General features: G+C 70.5%; 17 protein-coding genes and 1 tRNA gene. 12 read left to right on the forward strand and 6 right to left on the reverse strand.

Annotated features, from left to right (window positions below; genetic code table 11):
* Positions 1–2: 2 nt before the first annotated feature.
* Complete coding sequence (locus Q9R26_RS01020) at positions 3–1,442, reverse strand: glycosyltransferase 87 family protein (RefSeq protein WP_311226313.1); 1,440 nt, start codon at positions 1,440–1,442, stop codon at positions 3–5.
* A gap of 87 nt (positions 1,443–1,529) precedes the next feature.
* Here Q9R26_RS01020 and Q9R26_RS01025 point away from each other — a divergent pair, with 87 nt between their 5' ends.
* From Q9R26_RS01025 to pheA, 4 genes are read left to right on the forward strand one after another with little or no spacing between them, the layout of a single operon-like run.
* Positions 1,530–2,915, forward strand: coding sequence for a molybdopterin-dependent oxidoreductase (locus tag Q9R26_RS01025; RefSeq protein WP_311226314.1), 1,386 nt, complete (start codon positions 1,530–1,532; stop codon positions 2,913–2,915).
* Complete coding sequence (locus tag Q9R26_RS01030; protein ID WP_311226315.1) at positions 2,912–3,391, forward strand: hypothetical protein; 480 nt, start codon at positions 2,912–2,914, stop codon at positions 3,389–3,391. The genes Q9R26_RS01025 and Q9R26_RS01030 overlap by 4 nt, the downstream gene beginning before the upstream one ends.
* 28 nt (positions 3,392–3,419) lie before the next feature.
* Positions 3,420–3,965 (forward strand): MarR family winged helix-turn-helix transcriptional regulator, encoded by a 546-nt coding sequence (locus Q9R26_RS01035; RefSeq protein ID WP_182065093.1) that lies wholly within the window; start codon positions 3,420–3,422, stop codon positions 3,963–3,965.
* Positions 3,966–4,004: 39 nt separating this feature from the next.
* The gene (pheA, locus tag Q9R26_RS01040) at positions 4,005–4,961 is read left to right on the forward strand and encodes a prephenate dehydratase (RefSeq protein ID WP_182065092.1); all 957 of its coding nucleotides are present in this window, start codon (positions 4,005–4,007) and stop codon (positions 4,959–4,961) included.
* Positions 4,962–4,985: 24 nt separating this feature from the next.
* Here the strand turns inward: pheA and Q9R26_RS01045 are convergent, their stop codons facing one another.
* On the reverse strand, positions 4,986–6,056 hold the full coding sequence (locus Q9R26_RS01045) for a diacylglycerol kinase family protein (RefSeq protein ID WP_311226316.1): 1,071 nt from the start codon (positions 6,054–6,056) through the stop codon (positions 4,986–4,988).
* A 54-nt stretch (positions 6,057–6,110) separates the two neighbouring features.
* On the opposite strand from Q9R26_RS01045, the gene serS reads away from it, so the two are divergent.
* The 5 genes from serS (at position 6,111) to Q9R26_RS01070 (ending at position 9,497) form a co-directional block, all read left to right on the forward strand.
* The gene (gene serS, locus Q9R26_RS01050; RefSeq protein WP_311226317.1) at positions 6,111–7,376 is read left to right on the forward strand and encodes a serine--tRNA ligase; all 1,266 of its coding nucleotides are present in this window, start codon (positions 6,111–6,113) and stop codon (positions 7,374–7,376) included.
* Positions 7,373–8,236, forward strand: coding sequence for an HAD family hydrolase (locus Q9R26_RS01055; protein ID WP_182065089.1), 864 nt, complete (start codon positions 7,373–7,375; stop codon positions 8,234–8,236). Before serS ends, Q9R26_RS01055 begins: the two co-directional genes overlap by 4 nt.
* Before the next feature lie 83 nt (positions 8,237–8,319).
* Positions 8,320–8,404: transfer RNA gene (locus tag Q9R26_RS01060), tRNA-Ser, on the forward strand.
* Positions 8,405–8,406: 2 nt separating this feature from the next.
* Positions 8,407–8,937 (forward strand): GNAT family N-acetyltransferase, encoded by a 531-nt coding sequence (locus tag Q9R26_RS01065; RefSeq protein ID WP_182066784.1) that lies wholly within the window; start codon positions 8,407–8,409, stop codon positions 8,935–8,937.
* On the forward strand, positions 8,934–9,497 hold the full coding sequence (locus tag Q9R26_RS01070; RefSeq protein WP_311226318.1) for a GrpB family protein: 564 nt from the start codon (positions 8,934–8,936) through the stop codon (positions 9,495–9,497). The genes Q9R26_RS01065 and Q9R26_RS01070 overlap by 4 nt, the downstream gene beginning before the upstream one ends.
* 10 nt (positions 9,498–9,507) lie before the next feature.
* Here the strand turns inward: Q9R26_RS01070 and Q9R26_RS01075 are convergent, their stop codons facing one another.
* Positions 9,508–9,909, reverse strand: a complete 402-nt coding sequence (locus Q9R26_RS01075; protein WP_259580115.1) for a hypothetical protein — start codon at positions 9,907–9,909, stop codon at positions 9,508–9,510.
* Between the two features lie 112 nt (positions 9,910–10,021).
* Positions 10,022–10,717 (reverse strand): SDR family oxidoreductase, encoded by a 696-nt coding sequence (locus tag Q9R26_RS01080; protein ID WP_311226319.1) that lies wholly within the window; start codon positions 10,715–10,717, stop codon positions 10,022–10,024.
* Between the two features lie 95 nt (positions 10,718–10,812).
* Here Q9R26_RS01080 and Q9R26_RS01085 point away from each other — a divergent pair, with 95 nt between their 5' ends.
* Entirely contained in the window at positions 10,813–11,268 is a 456-nt protein-coding gene (locus Q9R26_RS01085; RefSeq protein ID WP_311226320.1) for a helix-turn-helix domain-containing protein, read from the forward strand.
* A gap of 70 nt (positions 11,269–11,338) precedes the next feature.
* Here the strand turns inward: Q9R26_RS01085 and Q9R26_RS01090 are convergent, their stop codons facing one another.
* A complete protein-coding gene (locus Q9R26_RS01090; protein ID WP_232536521.1) occupies positions 11,339–12,352 on the reverse strand; it encodes a LacI family DNA-binding transcriptional regulator in 1,014 nt (337 codons plus the stop codon).
* A gap of 76 nt (positions 12,353–12,428) precedes the next feature.
* Complete coding sequence (locus Q9R26_RS01095) at positions 12,429–13,661, reverse strand: Gfo/Idh/MocA family protein (protein ID WP_396136809.1); 1,233 nt, start codon at positions 13,659–13,661, stop codon at positions 12,429–12,431.
* 201 nt (positions 13,662–13,862) lie between these two features.
* On the opposite strand from Q9R26_RS01095, the gene Q9R26_RS01100 reads away from it, so the two are divergent.
* The gene (locus Q9R26_RS01100) at positions 13,863–14,837 is read left to right on the forward strand and encodes a carbohydrate ABC transporter permease (RefSeq protein WP_228516654.1); all 975 of its coding nucleotides are present in this window, start codon (positions 13,863–13,865) and stop codon (positions 14,835–14,837) included.
* 11 nt (positions 14,838–14,848) lie between these two features.
* A complete protein-coding gene (locus Q9R26_RS01105) occupies positions 14,849–15,790 on the forward strand; it encodes a carbohydrate ABC transporter permease (RefSeq protein WP_182066778.1) in 942 nt (313 codons plus the stop codon).
* Positions 15,791–15,794 lie beyond the last annotated feature (4 nt).

The raw sequence follows: 15,794 nt of genomic DNA on the forward strand, positions 1-15,794 counted from the left end.
CGTCAGCGTACGTGTTCCACGCGCCGGAACGACAGCCGTTCCCACCACCGTCGCCACTCCGACCGCTCCGTGCGCAGCAGCGTGACGAGCACGATGACCGCCACGGCCGCGAGCAACCACCACCGGTAGGCGTCCGCCGACGGCCACACCCCGCGCAGTGCGATGGCGAGGCCGATCGACAGCCACTCCCAGCGCCCGGACAGCACCACGAACGGGATGAGCAGCAGCGCGTACCAGGGGTAGCGCGGCGTCACGGCGAGGAACGTCACGCCGATCATCAGGACCTCGCCCGACCACGGCCGCGCCGGGTCGGACAGCCGCCAGGCCACGAACGCCGCCAGCAGCACCAGGAGCCCCACCACCAGGGTCGCCGCGTCGCCCGTGACCACGAGCGACACCAGTGCGAACCGGGAGCCGTCCTCGTAGCCCTCCTCGCTCAGGTAGCCGGGCAGGTACCCGAGCACGTCGAGCCCGGTCGTCAGCACGTAGGGCACGTAGAGCAACCCGAACACCGCGATGCCGATCGGGATCGCCCACCAGGCCCGCCCGCGGCCGAGCAACGGCGGGTACACGATCGCCGGGATGAGCTTCGTCGCGGTCGCGGCCCCGAGCGCGATGCCGCCCCAGATCGGCCGGCCGAACGCGACGAGCACGACACCGGCCGTGGCGAGTGCGGCGCCGACGACGTCGACGTGCGAGTTGGTGACCGCCTCGGAGGCGACGAGCGGCGACCAGGCCCAGAGCGCCGCCCACCAGGTCGGACGGCCGATCCGACGGAGCACCAGGACGAGTCCGACGGTCACGCCGAGCGACACGAGCAGTCCGGCGACCTGGAACGGCAGGTACTGCGCGGTCGCGGGCACGAAGAACCGCACCGCGGCGAACCACAGCTGCGCCATCGGCGGGTAGATCGTCGTGACGTCCGGCCGGTTGATCGCGGTGCAGTGCCCGTCGGCGCCGTCGCCGAGCCCGCGGAACCGGGGCTTCAGCGGATCGCACGTGCCGTCCACCTTGTCGGGGAACAACCAGTCGGGTCGCAGACCGGACAGTGCCGCGGACTGGGGGGTGTGCGCGTACGGTGAGACACCGGCATGCTGGACGATGCCGTCCCACGCGTACCGAGCGGAGTCGGTGCTCGTGTTCGGCGGGCCGACCAGCGCGGCGATGCCGATCACCACCGCTCCGCCGATGACCACGGTGGTCATCCACCGGACGGGCACGAAACGCACCCCGAGCACGGCGATGACGAAGACGGTCCAAGCGATCAGCGTCCACGCAACGAATGCAGAACGATGGCCCGATCGGAGGAACCCCAGATGCGTGACGCCGACGGCGATGACGCCCGACAGGGCGAGTACTCCCACGACGGCCAGCACCGTGCCGATCCGGGCGGCGGTGCCGTCGGCCAGGGACGGTCGGAGGGCACGCAGTCGGTCGCTCATGGTGCGTCGAGGCTATCCGGCCTCCAGCGCCTGCTGCACGACGGACGAGCAGCTCTGGCGTCCCCCAACCGCAACGCCCGCTCGGCGGTGGTGCTCGGGCGGCTGCTCGGCATCGCGTTCCTGATCTGCTTCGGCACCGGGATCTACAGCCACCTGCTGCAGGAACCGCTCGGCTGGATGCGGTTCCCGACCCGTCCGACGCAGCTGTACCAGTTCACGCAGGGCCTGCACATCACGACCGGGATCGCGATCATCCCGCTGTTGCTCGCCAAGCTCAACACCGTCATGCCCGCCCTGGTGCAGGTGCCGCCGGTGCGTGGCGTGCTGCACCTGCTCGAGCGGCTGTCGATCGCGGTGCTCGTGTCCGCGTCGATCATCCAGGTCGTCACCGGCCTGCTCAACACGTACCAGTGGTACCCGTGGCCGTTCCCGTTCCGCCAGGTGCACAACGCGATGGCCTACGTGATCATCGGGTCGCTGGCCATCCACATCGCCGCCAAGCTGCCGGTCATCGCCCGCTACTGGCGGAAGCGCGACTCCTACGACGTGCACGGCCGGTTCATCGCGGACCCCGCGTCCGGCAGTGAACTGCTCCCACCCAGCCTGGAGGCGCATCCCGCGTCCGCCCCGCACGCTGCGGTCGCCGAGACCACCGGGTCCACCGCCCCCGGCCTGCTGGGCCGCGTGTTCCGTTGGATCGACGGCGTCGACGCCGCCCCCGGCGGCGGCGCCGAGTCCCGGCCGACCGGACCGGACACGGCCCCGGAGACCCGCGAGGGGTCCGAGGAGCCGAGTCCCGCCCAGCCGACGGCCGACGTGGCGGAGCCGAGCCGGGCCTCCAGGCCGACGCCGGACGCAGCCACCGGACGACGCCAGCGCATCGCCCGACGCGGGTTCTTCGCCGGTGTGACGGCGGCGACCGTCGGTGTCGTCGCGCTCACGGCGGGGCAGTCCTCGAAGCTCGCGGAACCGTTCAACGTGTTCGGCGCCCGCGGCCGGGGCATCGGGGCGAACGGGCTGCCGGTGAACCGGACCGCGCGTGCGGCCGGTGTGCTCGCCAGCGCGACCGCCGCCGACTGGACGCTCACCGTCGTCGGCCACGACGTGAGCCGGACGTTCGTCCGGGCGGAACTCGTCGCGCTCGGCACCGCGCAGGTCGACCTGCCGATCTCGTGCGTCGAGGGGTGGAGCCAGATGGCGAGCTGGAAGGGCGTGCGGATGCGCGACCTGCTCGACGCCGTGCAGGCGCCGCAGGGGTCCCACGTGCGGGTGACGAGCCTGGAGCGGCACGGCGGCTACCGGATCATGGACATGGGACCGGAGTACGCCGAGGACCCGACGACGCTGATCGCCCTCGAGCTGAACGGTGCGACGCTCGACCTGGACCACGGGTTCCCGGCGCGGATCATCGCTCCCGGGCGGCCCGGTGTGCTGCAGACCAAGTGGATCGAGAAGATCGAGGTGCTCCGGTGAAGGCCGCGCGGATCGTGCTCGTGGTGATCGGCGTGCTGGTCATCGCGTTCGGGGCGTCCGTGCTCGTGACGTCCGTCACCCCGAACCGCATCGGCGGGCTCGGGGTGTGGCTGCTCGCGGCGGTGGTGCTGCACGACGCGGTCCTGTCCCCGTTCGTGGTCGGTGCCGGGCTGCTGCTGCGTCGGGCCGGACGCTCGCTCCGGGCCTGGGTGCTCGTCGTCGTGCAGGCGGCGATCGTCCTCGGCAGCGTGCTCGCCCTGGTGGTCCTGCCGGAGATCGCGGCCAAGGACCACGGGCAGAAGAACCCCACCGTGCTGCCGTTCGACTACGGCACGCGGCTGCTGCTCGTCGAGGGGGCGCTGCTCGTCGTCGTGGTGGTGGTGCTCGTGGTCGGGGTGGTGCGGTCGCGTCGGACTCGCGGTTCGTCCGATCCGGCGGGTCCGGCTGGTTCGTCCGCGGTGCGCACCACTGGTTGAAGGGACAACCTTTCGGTATGATCAGCTCATGACCGACGAGACCCCGTGGCTCACCCGCGAGCAGCTACGCGCGTGGATGAAGCTCGTCGCCGTCATGGAACTCCTGCCGGCCGCGCTCGACCAGCAGCTGCAGCGTGACGCCGACCTCACGCACTTCGACTACATGGTCATCGCGATGCTCTCCGAGACCGACACCCGGACCCTGCGGATGTCGGCGCTCGCCTCGGCCACGAACGCCTCGTTGCCGCGGCTGTCGCACGTGGTGTCCCGCCTCGAGAAGCGCGGGCTCGTGACCCGGTGCCCGTCGACCTCCGACCGCCGGGCCACCGACGTCCGCCTGACCGACGCCGGGTACACCACCATCGTCGAGGCCGCTCCGGACCACGTCCGCACCGCCCGCCGGGTGGTGATCGACGCGCTCTCCGACGAGCAGGTCGCGCAGCTCGACGGCATCGCCGCGTCGCTCCTGACCCGCCTCGACCCCGAGGGGCGGTTCGCGGCGCTGACGTACCCGCGCGAGGACGACGACACCGCGATCTGCGAGCAGCGGCTGACGGGTGCGGCCACGGACTGAGGCCGCCTGACCGTCGCGTCCCTGCAATAGGCTCGCCGCATGACCGACCCCGCCGCGCCGTCCGACACGTACTCCTACCTCGGACCCGCCGGCACCTTCACCGAGGCGGCCCTGAAACTCGTCGAGGCCGCCGCCGGCAAGCCCTGGCGGAGCGTCAACAACGTCGGTGAGGCCCTGGACGACGTCGTGTCCGGCCGGTCGATCGGGGCCGTCATCGCGATCGAGAACAGCGTCGACGGCGGGGTCAGCGCCACGCAGGACGCGCTGGCCCGGATCCCCGGCGTGCGGATCGTGGGGGAGTACCTGGTCCCCGTCGACTTCGTGCTCGTCGCCCGGCCCGGCACCACGCTCGCCGACGTCCGCACCGTGAACGCACACCCGGTCGCCTACGCGCAGACCCACAACTGGCTCGAGGCCAACCTGCCCGGCCACGGCCACATCCCGGCGTCGTCGAACGTCGCCGCGGCGCTCGCCCTGCTCGAGGCGGACCCCACGGCGGACGCCGCCGTCGCACCGCCCGGCATCACCGACCACCACGACGTCGTCGTGCTCGCGTCGTCCATCGGCGACAACGCCTCGGCGGTCACCCGGTTCGTGCTCGTGTCGAAGACCCTCGCCCTGCCCGAGCCCACCGGTGCCGACAAGACGAGCGTCATCGTCGAGCTGCCCGCCGACCACCCCGGCGCCCTGGTCGACATGCTCGAGCAGTTCGCGACGCGGGGCATCAACATGGGGCTGCTGTCGTCACGGCCGATCGGTGACGAGCTCGGTCGCTACCGGTTCGTCATCGACCTCGACGGGCACGTGCGCGACGAGCGCGTCGCGGACGCGCTGCTCGGCCTGCGCCGGTTCAGCCCGCGCGTGACGTTCCTCGGGTCGTACCCGCGCGCCGACGGAGCCCGCCCCGAGGTGCCTGCGCGCTACTCGGACGCCGCGTTCGTCGAGGCGCGCGACTGGCTGCGCGCGATCGTGTCCGGCGAGCCCGGGGCTCGGTAGCGGCGGAACCGCCCCCGGCTCAGCTCAGGGCACCTGGCGCGAGCCGTGGCGGTCGTCCGCCGGGTCGGGCACCCGCACGGACAGCCCCATCGGGTCGATGCGCGACCGGAAGGCGATGACCTCGCCCACCGGGTCGCCGTCGATCTCGAACTCGTCGGGCCGCTCGAGCCGCGCCGTGAACTCCTGCCCGCGCAGGTAGCGCAGGGGTCGTTCCTCGCGCGACTTCGAGACGATCTTCTTGCCGACGGCGGTCTTGGACAGGTTCGACCGGCGGAACGCCCGCAGGATCCCGTTCTCCCAGAACACCCGGGCTCCGATCCGCACCCAGCCGAAGAACCCGCGGGGACGCATCACGGCGATGTCGAACACACCGTCGTCGATCTCGGCGTCGGGCAGCAGGATCGCACCGGCCTGCAGCATCCCGCAGTTGCCGACGATCAGGGAGTGCGCCCGGAGCGAGTGGTTGCCGTCGTCGTCGAGCTGGTAGCGGAACTCGAACGCATCGGCGTCGCGCACCGAGCGGAACAGCGAGTCGACGTAGGCGAGCCAGCCGACCTTCTTCTTCAGCTCGGGGCGGGTGTTCACGAGCATCCGCGCGTCGAGCCCGAGACCCGCCATCACCAGGAAGCCGAAGCGCTCGCGCTCGCCGCCGGGTCGCTCGATCTTCAGCATGCCGAAGTCGATCCTGCGGTCGTCGCCGTGGAAGATCGTCCGGACGCTCGCGGCAAGGTCGTCGAGGGGGAGCTTCATGTTGCGCGCGAGCAGGTTGCCGGTGCCGCTCGGCAGCAGCGCCAGGGTCGAACCGGCCTCGTGCACGACCTCGGCGACCGCACGGACCGTGCCGTCACCGCCGGCCGCCGCGACGACGTCGGCACCGGCCTCGATCGCAGCGCGGGCCATGCCGCCGCCCGGGTCTTCTTCCGAGGTCTCGAACCACAGGGTCTCGGCCCAACCGGCCTGTTCCTGGTGTTCCTGGACCGTGCGCTTGAGGGTCGGCAGGTGGACCTTGACCGGGTTGTAGACCACCGCGGCCGTCCGCTGCTCGGTGGGGAGGGCGTCCTGATCCGCGGGCGCGGTCTCCGAAGGGGTCGACATACGCCCACGCTACCGATCGAGGCTGCGTGCGGTTGCCCCGTCTAGGATGGGGCGGTGATCGATCCACAGCTGCTTCGCGACAACCCGGACGTCATCAAGGCTTCACAGCAGGCGCGTGGTGCCTCCGTGGCCGTCGTCGACGAAGCCGTCGCCGCCGATTCCGCCCGCCGCAGTGCGATCACCTCGTTCGAGTCGCTCCGCGCCGAGCAGAACGCGTTCGGCAAGACCGTCGCCAAGGCCCCGAAGGACGAGAAGGCCGCGCTGGTGCAGCAGGCCCAGGCCCTCTCCGCCAAGGTGAAGGAGGCGCAGGCCACCGTCACCGCGGCCGAGGACACCTTCGACACCGTCGTCCGCGGCATCCCGAACGTCGTGCTCCCCGGGGTGCCCGAGGGCGGCGAGGACGACTTCGTCACGCTCCGCACCGTCGGCACCAAGCCCGAGTTCGACTTCGAGCCGAAGGACCACGCCGACCTCGGCGAGCACCTCGGCATCATCGACATCCCGCGCGGCGTGAAGGTCTCCGGCTCGCGCTTCTACTTCCTGCGCGGCATGGGCGCCCGGCTCGAGATCGCGCTGATGTCGCTCGGCCTCGACCGTGCGATCGCCGCCGGCTTCGAGCCGCTCATCACCCCGACGCTCGTCCGCCCCGAGACGATGGCCGGCACCGGGTTCCTCGGCGAGCACGCGGCCGAGGTCTACCGGCTCGAAGCCGACGACCTGTACCTGACCGGTACGAGCGAGGTCGCCCTCGCCGGGTTCCACGCCGACGAGATCCTGCCGCTCGAGGAAGGACAGGCCCACCGCTACGCCGGCTGGTCGACCTGTTACCGGCGCGAGGCCGGTTCGGCGGGCAAGGACAACCGCGGCATCCTCCGCGTCCACCAGTTCAACAAGCTCGAGATGTTCGCCTACGTCCACCCGGACCAGGCCGAGGCCGAGCACGAGCGGCTCGTCGCGCACCAGGAGCAGATGCTCCAGGACCTCGGGCTGCACTACCGCGTGATCGACGTCGCCGCCGGCGACCTCGGCACGAGCGCGGCGAAGAAGTACGACATCGAGGCCTGGGTCCCGACCCAGGGCACGTTCCGCGAGCTCACCTCGACGTCGAACTGCACGACGTTCCAGGCACGCCGCCTCGACATCCGGTACCGCACCGAGAGCGGCAAGACCGCCCCGGTCGCCACCCTGAACGGCACCCTCGCCACCACCCGCTGGATCGTCGCGATCCTCGAGACGCACCAGCAGGCCGACGGCTCCGTCGTCGTGCCCGAGGTCCTGCGCCCCTACCTCGGTGGCGTCGAGGTGATCGAGCCCCGATGAGCACCCAGGGACGCTTCGTGGACGGCACCCGACAGGGCGCGGGCACCGACGCGCCCGCCCGCACCAAGCGCTGGCTCGTCGCGCTCGACATCGACGGCACCACCATGCGCGAGGACGGTGTCATCACCGAAGCGGTGGTCGCCGCCGTGCGCGATGCCGAGGCCGCCGGGCACGAGGTCATGCTCTCGACCGGCCGCAGCGAGGGCATGACCGTGCCCCTGCTCGAGACCCTTGGCATCCGGCCGAAGTACCTGGTCTGCGCCAACGGAGCGCTCATCCTGGCCCGCCGCGCCGACGGCTCCTACGTGCGCGAACACGTCGAGCGGTTCGACCCGTCCGAGGTGCTGCAGACCATCCACGGCGCGCTCGAGAACGCCGCCTTCGGGGTCGAGGACGAGACCGGTCACTTCCTGCTGTCCGGCAACTTCCCCGACGACACCATGACCGTCGAGGGCGAGCACGTGCCGTTCGAGCAGCTGCTCGGCGTCGAGGCCACCCGCGTCGTCGTCATCTCGCCCGGCCACGACACCGAGGACTTCCTGCAGATCGTCGAGCAGATGGGCTTGCACAAGGTCTCCTACTCCGTCGGCTGGACGTCGTGGCTCGACATCGCGCCGGAGGGCGTGACGAAGGCCACCGCGATGGAGCGCGTCCGCGAGTGGCTCGACATCCCGCGTTCCCGCGTCTTCGCCGCGGGCGACGGTCGCAACGACATCGACATGCTCCGCTGGGCCTCGACCTCCGGTCGCGGCGTCGTCATGGGCCAGGCGCCCGACGACGTCGTCGACGCCGGCAACGAGCTCACCGGCGGCATCACCGACGACGGCCTGGCAGCGGCGCTCGACTCCCTGCCCCGCTAGTCCGCGCTCGCGCGCACCCCAGCCTGGAGGCCCGGGTAGACTTCCCGGGACGCGATCACGTCTCGCCACGTGGTCGCGTCACTGGAGGGTTGTCCGAGCGGCCGATGGAGCCTGTCTTGAAAACAGGTGGGCAGAGATGTCTCGTGGGTTCGAATCCCACACCCTCCGCGATGGACACACGGTTGCGCCCACTCCGCCTCGACGACGCGGCCGTCCTGGCTGCGGTCATCACCGAGAACGCTGACCACCTACGACCGTGGGAACCGGCCCGAGCGCCGTCGTACTACACGGAGTCCGGCCAGCGGGACGTCATCACGCAGGCCCTCGCCGCGCAGCGGGCCGGCAACGCGGTGCCGTTCGTCATCGAGTCGACCGACGGGGAGCTCCTCGGCCGCATCACGCTGAGCGGCGTCGTCCGCGGCGCCCTGCAGTCGTGCGCGATGGGGTACTGGATCCGCGCCGACCGCACCCGACAAGGCCACGCGTCCCGTGCGGTCCGCGCGGCGGCCGATCACGCGTTCGACGTGCTCCGGCTGCACCGCGTGCAGGCCGAGACCCTGCCCGAGAACGTCGGCTCGCAGCGCGCGCTCGAGTCGGCGGGCTTCACCCGGTACGGCTTCGCGCCGGAGTACATCAAGATCGACGGGGTCTGGCGCGACCACGTCATGTTCCAGCTCCTCGCGCCGACGTCGGCCCCGTGATCGAGGTCGTCGAGTACCAGACGTCCTGGCCCGAGCGGTTCCGGCAGCTGCACGATGCGTACGCCGCCGCGCTCGACGACGCCGCCGTGCCGTTCCGCAGCATCGAGCACGTGGGCAGCACGTCCGTGCCTGGCTTGGCGGCGAAGCCCGTGCTCGACGTCGACATCGTGGTGGATGCAGCTGACGTGCCCGCTGCGGTGGCAGCGATGGCCATGATCGGTTTCGAGTCGCGTGGCGAACTGGGCGTTCCGGGGCGGCAGGCGTTCCGCACGCCCGAGCGCTTCGCACCGACCAACACCTACGTGATCACCGTGGGATCGCTCGCGCTGCGGAACCACCTGACCGTCCGCGACGTGTTGCGTGCCGATCCGGCGCTCCGCGACGAGTACGCCGCCGTGAAGCGCCGGGCGGCTTCCGAGGCCGAGGACATCGACGACTACATCGAGCGCAAGAGCGAGGTGCTGGGCCGTATCCTCCACGCCGGTGGCCTGTCCGACGACGAGCGCGCCGCCATCACCGCCACGAACCGTCGGATCACCGACCGCGGCGCAGCCGGTTGACCCGCCGCACTCACGGCACGAACGGGAGCGGGTACGGCATCAGGAGGTGGCCGTCGGTCAGGGGCATCAGTGCCATCATCCCGACCAGCGAGCTCATGATCAGTGCGACCGCGGCGAACCACGATGCCGACCGGCGGTCGCGACGTGCCCTCCGGGCGGTCAGCAGCAGGACGCAGAAACCGATCACATGCGCGACCACCACCACCGGGAGACCGAGGGACAGCGCGCCCTCGTTCGGGTGCGAGAAGTCGTCAGCTGAACGTCGGTTGTCGACGTCGGACGCCAGGTACAGCCAGAACCACGTGGCGAAGCCAGCGAACGTCCCGAGCGCTGCCGTCGCCCAGAAGACCGCAGTGCGCCCTGCCGATGACCACCCGCTGCGCCGCTGACCGAACGCTTCCCCTGCCGTCATCGGGTCAGCGTACCGGTGATGAGCGGGAGGTTGCCGGGGTAGCTGACGGTCCTGGTTCACGAACCCGGGTGTTCGCGAACCAGGACCGTCACAGCCCGAACGGGAACAGGCCTCAGGCGCCGGCGAGCGTCGGGTAGAGCGCGGCGAGCGGGGCGCTCAGTCCGGCACGGACGTCACGGCTGACCTGGTCGGCGAGGACCTCGTGCTCGCCGGCCTCGACGGCGTCCCAGATCGATCGGACGATGTCCGCGGGGTCGGACTTCTCGACGTCCAGTCCTTCCGTCATCCCGGTGTCGGTGTAGCCGAGGTGCGCGCCGACGACCTGGGTGCCCTGCGGTACGAGCTCGAGGCGCAAGGAGTTGGTGATGGACCAGAAGGCCGCCTTCGACGCCGAGTAGGCGCCACCGAGCGCGATCCAACTGAGCACCGAGTGGACGTCGACCAGTGCGCCACCGGCGATCGTCGGGGCGAAGGCCTTCGCGACACGGAGCGCCCCGAAGACGTTCGTCGCGAAGAGGCGCTCCACCTCGGCGACCGAGGTCTCGAGCAGTGGCGCCATGCCGCCGATGCCGGCGTTGTTCACCACGACGGTCACGTCGGCCGCGGCACGGGATGCGGCGTCGACGCTCTCCTGACTCGTGACGTCGAGGGCGAGCGGGACGATGCGCTCGTCGTCCCAGGCGCGCGGGTTGCGAGCGGTCGCGTAGACCTTGGTGGCGCCACGCTCCAGGGCCTGGCGGACGAACGCGGCGCCGAGGCCGCCGTTCGCTCCGGTGACGAGGACGACGGCGTTGGTGAGGTCGGTCATGGGGTGCTCCAGTCGTGCAGGGATGCGGGATGTTGAGTACGGAAGCCGAACCTAGCACGTTGTGTCCGGAAATCGAACCCAGATAGGATGGCCACATGCTCGGCATCCTCGGCGGCGACGAGCGCTGCCCCATCGCACGCTCCCTCGACGTCCTCGGCGAGAAGTGGACGCTCATGATCGTCCGCGACGCCCTCGGTGGCTCGACCCGCTTCAGTCAGTTCCAGCAGAGCCTCGGCGTCCCGCGCGAGGTCCTGACCGCGAGGCTGGCCTCACTCGTCGACGGGGGAGTGCTCGAACGCACGACCTACAAGCCCGAGGGGGCGCGCGCCCGCGAGGAGTACGTCCTGACCGAGGCGGGCCGGGACCTGTCGCTCGTGCTGCTCGCCCTCGGCGGCTGGGCCGACCGGCACCGCCCGTCCGATCGGGCGTCGGACCTGCGCTTCGTCGACGCCGAGACCGGCGACGCGGTCGAGGCCGCCGCCGTGACGGTGGGTGCGCAGCAGCGCATCCCGACCGCGCGCCTGGACGCCGTCATGGAGCGCACGTCCTGAACGCGACCACCTGACGGCCAGGAGGCCCGTGGCGGCCCCGCCCCGCGCCTCCAGGCCGTCGGTGGGTGCATCAGCGACGCACGTCGCACCCGCAACTCGCGCCGAGGACCAACTCGGCGGGGACCAGGTCGCGGTGCCACTGGTTGTCGGCGTCGAGGCCGAGCACGCGGTCGACCGCGGCGACCGCCATCGTCTCGATCGGCTGCCGGACCGTGGTGAGCTGCGGGTTGGTGTAGTCGGCCTCGGCCGCGCCGTCGAACGACACGATCGCGACGTCCTCGGGGACGCGGAGCCCGAGTTCCCAGAGTGCGCGCATCACGCCGATCGCCTGCATGTCGGAGCTGACGAAGACGGCTCGGGGTCCGGTCTCGTCCGCGAACATCCGGAGGCCGGCTTCGTAGCCCCCGCGGCGGGTGAAGTCGGTGCGGACGATGGGACCGTCGGGCAGGCCGGCCTGGCGCAGGGCACGCATCCAGCCCTGCTCGCGGAGTTCCATCGAGCCGGTGTGCCCCATCACGAGACCGATCGAGCGGTAGCCGTGCTCGACCAGGTGCTGCGTGCCGTCGAGAGCGCCGCGCAGGGCGTCGACACCGATGCTGGCGTACTCGGGGACCTCGAAGAACGTGTTGAGCAGGACCATCGGCAGGCCGGGGTCGGTGACGGTCGACAGGTCCGGGTGGGTCATGATGCTCGTCACGATGATGCCGTCGACCTGGCGGGCGGACAGGCTGCGGAGCCGTTCGCGTTCCTGGGCGGCGTCGCCGTCGCTGTTGGCGAGCAGGACGTCGTAGCCGCGTGCAGCGGCCGCGTGGGTGACCGCGACGGCGAGCTCGGACCAGAACGGGTTGTCGAGTTCGGGCACGATCAGGCCGAGCATCTTCGACGAGCCGGTGCGCAGGGCCTGGGCGCTCGCGTTCGGGCGGTAGCCGAGGACGCGGATGGCCTCGCGCACCCGGGCGGCGGTGGCGGCGGCGACGGGGCGGGGGCCGTCGTGCACGACGTAGCTGACGACGGAGGTGCTGACCCCGGCGTAGCGGGCGACGTCCGCACGGGTGACCGCCCTGGGATTCGTCGGGACGGTCACGGCAGCCACCTTCGTCGGGTCCGGGAGCGTCGTTCGGGTGCCGGCCCGCGAGGGACCGGCACCCGAACGACACGTGTTACTCGGACGCGATCGTAGCCGACGACGTGCTGCCTGCCGTCTCCGGGGCGTCGCCGAAGTCCGGCACCTCGAGGCGGGCGCCGCCCTGCAGCGCGGACTGGTGGGCGATGATGCCCGGCAGGGTGAAGCGCGCGGCGGTCCAGGCGTTCACCGGCGGCAGGGTGCGGTCGACGACGGCGCGGACGAAGTCGTCGGCGAGGAACTGGTGGCTGCCCTCGTGTCCGGTCGGCACACCGTCGTACTCGGCGGGCAGACGGTCGGTGTCGTGCACCTCGGCGTAGCCGGAGACGAACGCGTCGCGCAGGGACGGGTCGACGTCGGCCAGGCGCGGGTCGTCGAGGGACATCGTCGCCTGCGTGTCGATCTTGTCGCTGATGTCGTACGAGTCCTCCTTGTCCTGCCAGACGCTGGTCTTCGCGAGCTGCTCGAAGCTAGCCTCGGTGCCGAAGTAGCGGAAGCGCGACTCACGGATGTGCGACGGGTAGCCGACCCGACGCATCTCGTTGATGCGCATGATCCCGCCGTTGTCGAGCTCGAACAGGGCGGTGGCGTTCGAGAAGTCGTTGTCGAACTGGCTGACGTCCTTGTCGAAGACGCCGTCGCCGCGGTCGTCCTTGACGCCGATGCAGCTGACGCTGACCGCGTGCCCGGGGATCGCGCCGAGGACCCCACCGACCGAGTGCGTCGGGTAGAGCATGGGCGGGTAGCTGGCGGTGCGCTTCCACTCGTCGCCGCCGCTGTACTGGTACGCGGCGTAGAAGCCGAGGTCCATGTCGTGCACGTAGTCGCCCTCGGCGTAGAACACCCGGCCGAAGGCGCCGGCGGCGACCTGCTTGCGGGCGAACACCGTCGCGGGGTTGTAGTAGCTCGTCTCGCCCATCATGTAGGTCAGGCCGGTCTCGCGGACCGCCTGGATGATGTCGCGGATCTCGTCGACGGAGATCGCCATCGGCACGGCGGAGTACACGTGCTTGCCGGCGCGCAGGGCCTCGACCACGAGCGGACCGTGGGTCCAGCGCTGCGTGAAGATCGCGACGGCGTCCACGTCCGAGGCGAGGACGGCGTCGAAGTCCGGGAACGTGCCGTCGAGGTGCTGCGTCTCGACGAGCTCGGACGCGCGCTCGCCGACGAGGTCCGTGACGTAGACCCGGTCGACGTCGGGGTGGAGCTTGAACAGCTTGGCGAACTGGGGGGCGAACTGGCCCGCGCCGACCATTCCGACAGAGATCATCAGTGACCTTTCCAGGGTGTGGGATGCGTCGCCGAGCGGGTCGCTCCGATGCGATCGAGCGCCATCCTGACACACGGTGTCTACACGTGACAACCCCGGTCCACAGCCCGAAAAGCGACTCTTGCCAGCGGTGGTCCCCACGTGTAGATTCCCGGCTCACGGACTGCTGCACGTCAGTCCACCGCAGACGAAGGAGTCGCGATGGCAACCGAGAGCCCTGTGTCGTCACCCTTGACGACCGCCAGCACGAGACGGAGGAGTCGGTCCGCCGACCTCGCCCGTGCCCGCACCACCGCACCACGGCGCCGCCCCAGGAACGACCTGTGGCTCGCGCTCGTCTTCATCGCCCCGGCGGCCGTCGGGTTCGCGGTGTTCCTCGCCTGGCCGACCGTGCGGGGCATCTACCTGAGCTTCACCTCGTACAACCTGCTCACCGAGCCCGAGTTCACCGGCCTGCAGAACTACGCCCGCCTGGTGCAGGACTCGATCTTCTGGCACTCGATGGTGGTGACCGTCGAGTACGTGCTCATCAACATCGTCATCCAGACCGTCGTCGCGCTGTTCATCGCCGTGATGATGCACCGCCTGACCAAGTCGACCTTCGTGCGCGGCATCGTGCTCGCGCCGTACCTGGTGTCGAACGTCGTCGCCGCCCTCGTCTGGCTCTGGATCCTCGACACCCAGCTCGGCATCGGCAACGAGATGCTCGCCGCACTCGGGCTCGACCGCATCCCGTTCCTGCAGAGCGACGTCTGGGGTATTCCCTCGATCGCGCTCATCAACGTCTGGCGGCACGTCGGCTACACGGCGTTGCTCATCTTCGCCGGCCTGCAGTCGCTGCCCGAGACCGTGTACGAGGCCGGACGCATCGACGGTGCGAGCGAGTGGAAGATGTTCTGGCGCATCACGGTGCCGCTGCTCCGCCCGATCCTGTCCCTGGTGCTGATCATCACGGTGATCGGGTCGTTCCAGGTGTTCGACACCGTCGCCGTCACCACGCAGGGCGGCCCCGCGAACGCCACGAACGTCGTGCAGAACTACATCTACAACCTGGCGTTCGGCCGGTTCCAGTTCGGCTACGCGTCCGCGGTCTCGGTCGCGCTCCTCATCGTCCTCAGCATCATCACGATCATCCAGTACCGCCTCACCCGCTCGGGTGAGTCGGACCTGGACTGAACGGAAGCGCCATGACCACGACACTCACCCGTTCCGTCACCACGTCCCGCCCGCCGCGGATGGGCGCCGGCCACCGTCGTCGCCCGTCACTCGGCCGGGTGCTCGCCTGGGTCGCGATGATCCTCGTCATCGTCGTCACCCTGTTCCCGTTCTACTGGATCCTGCGCACCGCGCTGTCGTCGAACACCGCGATCAACTCCGACCCCACCTCGCTGCTGCCCGTCGGGTTCAGCCTGGGCGGGTTCGAGCGGGTCTTCGGCCTGCAGTCCACCGAAGAGGCGTTGGCCCAGGGCGGCTCCGGCGCCGCGCTGAACTTCTGGCGGTACCTGCTCAACTCGATCCTGGTCTCGACGCTCGTCACGGTCGGCCAGGTGTTCTTCTCAGCGGCGGCCGCCTACGCCTTCGCCCGGCTGCGCTGGCCCGGTCGCGACAGGGTGTTCGGGGTGTTCCTCGCCGGGCTGATGGTCCCGGCGATCTTCACGCTGCTGCCGAACTTCACCCTCATCAAGCAGCTGGGGCTCGTCGACAACCTGCTCGGCATCGCCCTGCCGACGATGTTCATGACCCCGTTCGCGGTGTTCTTCCTGCGCCAGTTCTTCCTCGGCATCTCGAAGGAGGTCGAAGAGGCGGCGCTCATCGACGGCGCCGGCAAGGTCCGCGTGTTCTTCCGGCTCGTCATCCCGATGGCGGCGGCACCGATCGCCACGCTCGCCGTACTGACGTACATCACGAGCTGGAACGACTACTTCTGGCCGCTCATGGTCTCGTACACCGACAGCTCGCGGGTGCTGACCGTCGCGCTCGGCGTCTTCAAGTCGCAGACCCCGCAGTCCGGCACCGACTGGGCCGGGCTGATGGCCGCGACCCTGGTGGCGGCGCTCCCGATGATCCTGCTGTTCGGCGTCTTCGCCAAGCGGATCGTCAACTCCATCGGCTTCTCCGGGATCAAGTGACCCG

Source organism: Curtobacterium sp. BRB10, assembly GCF_031844325.1.
Lineage (GTDB): Bacteria > Actinomycetota > Actinomycetes > Actinomycetales > Microbacteriaceae > Curtobacterium > Curtobacterium poinsettiae_A.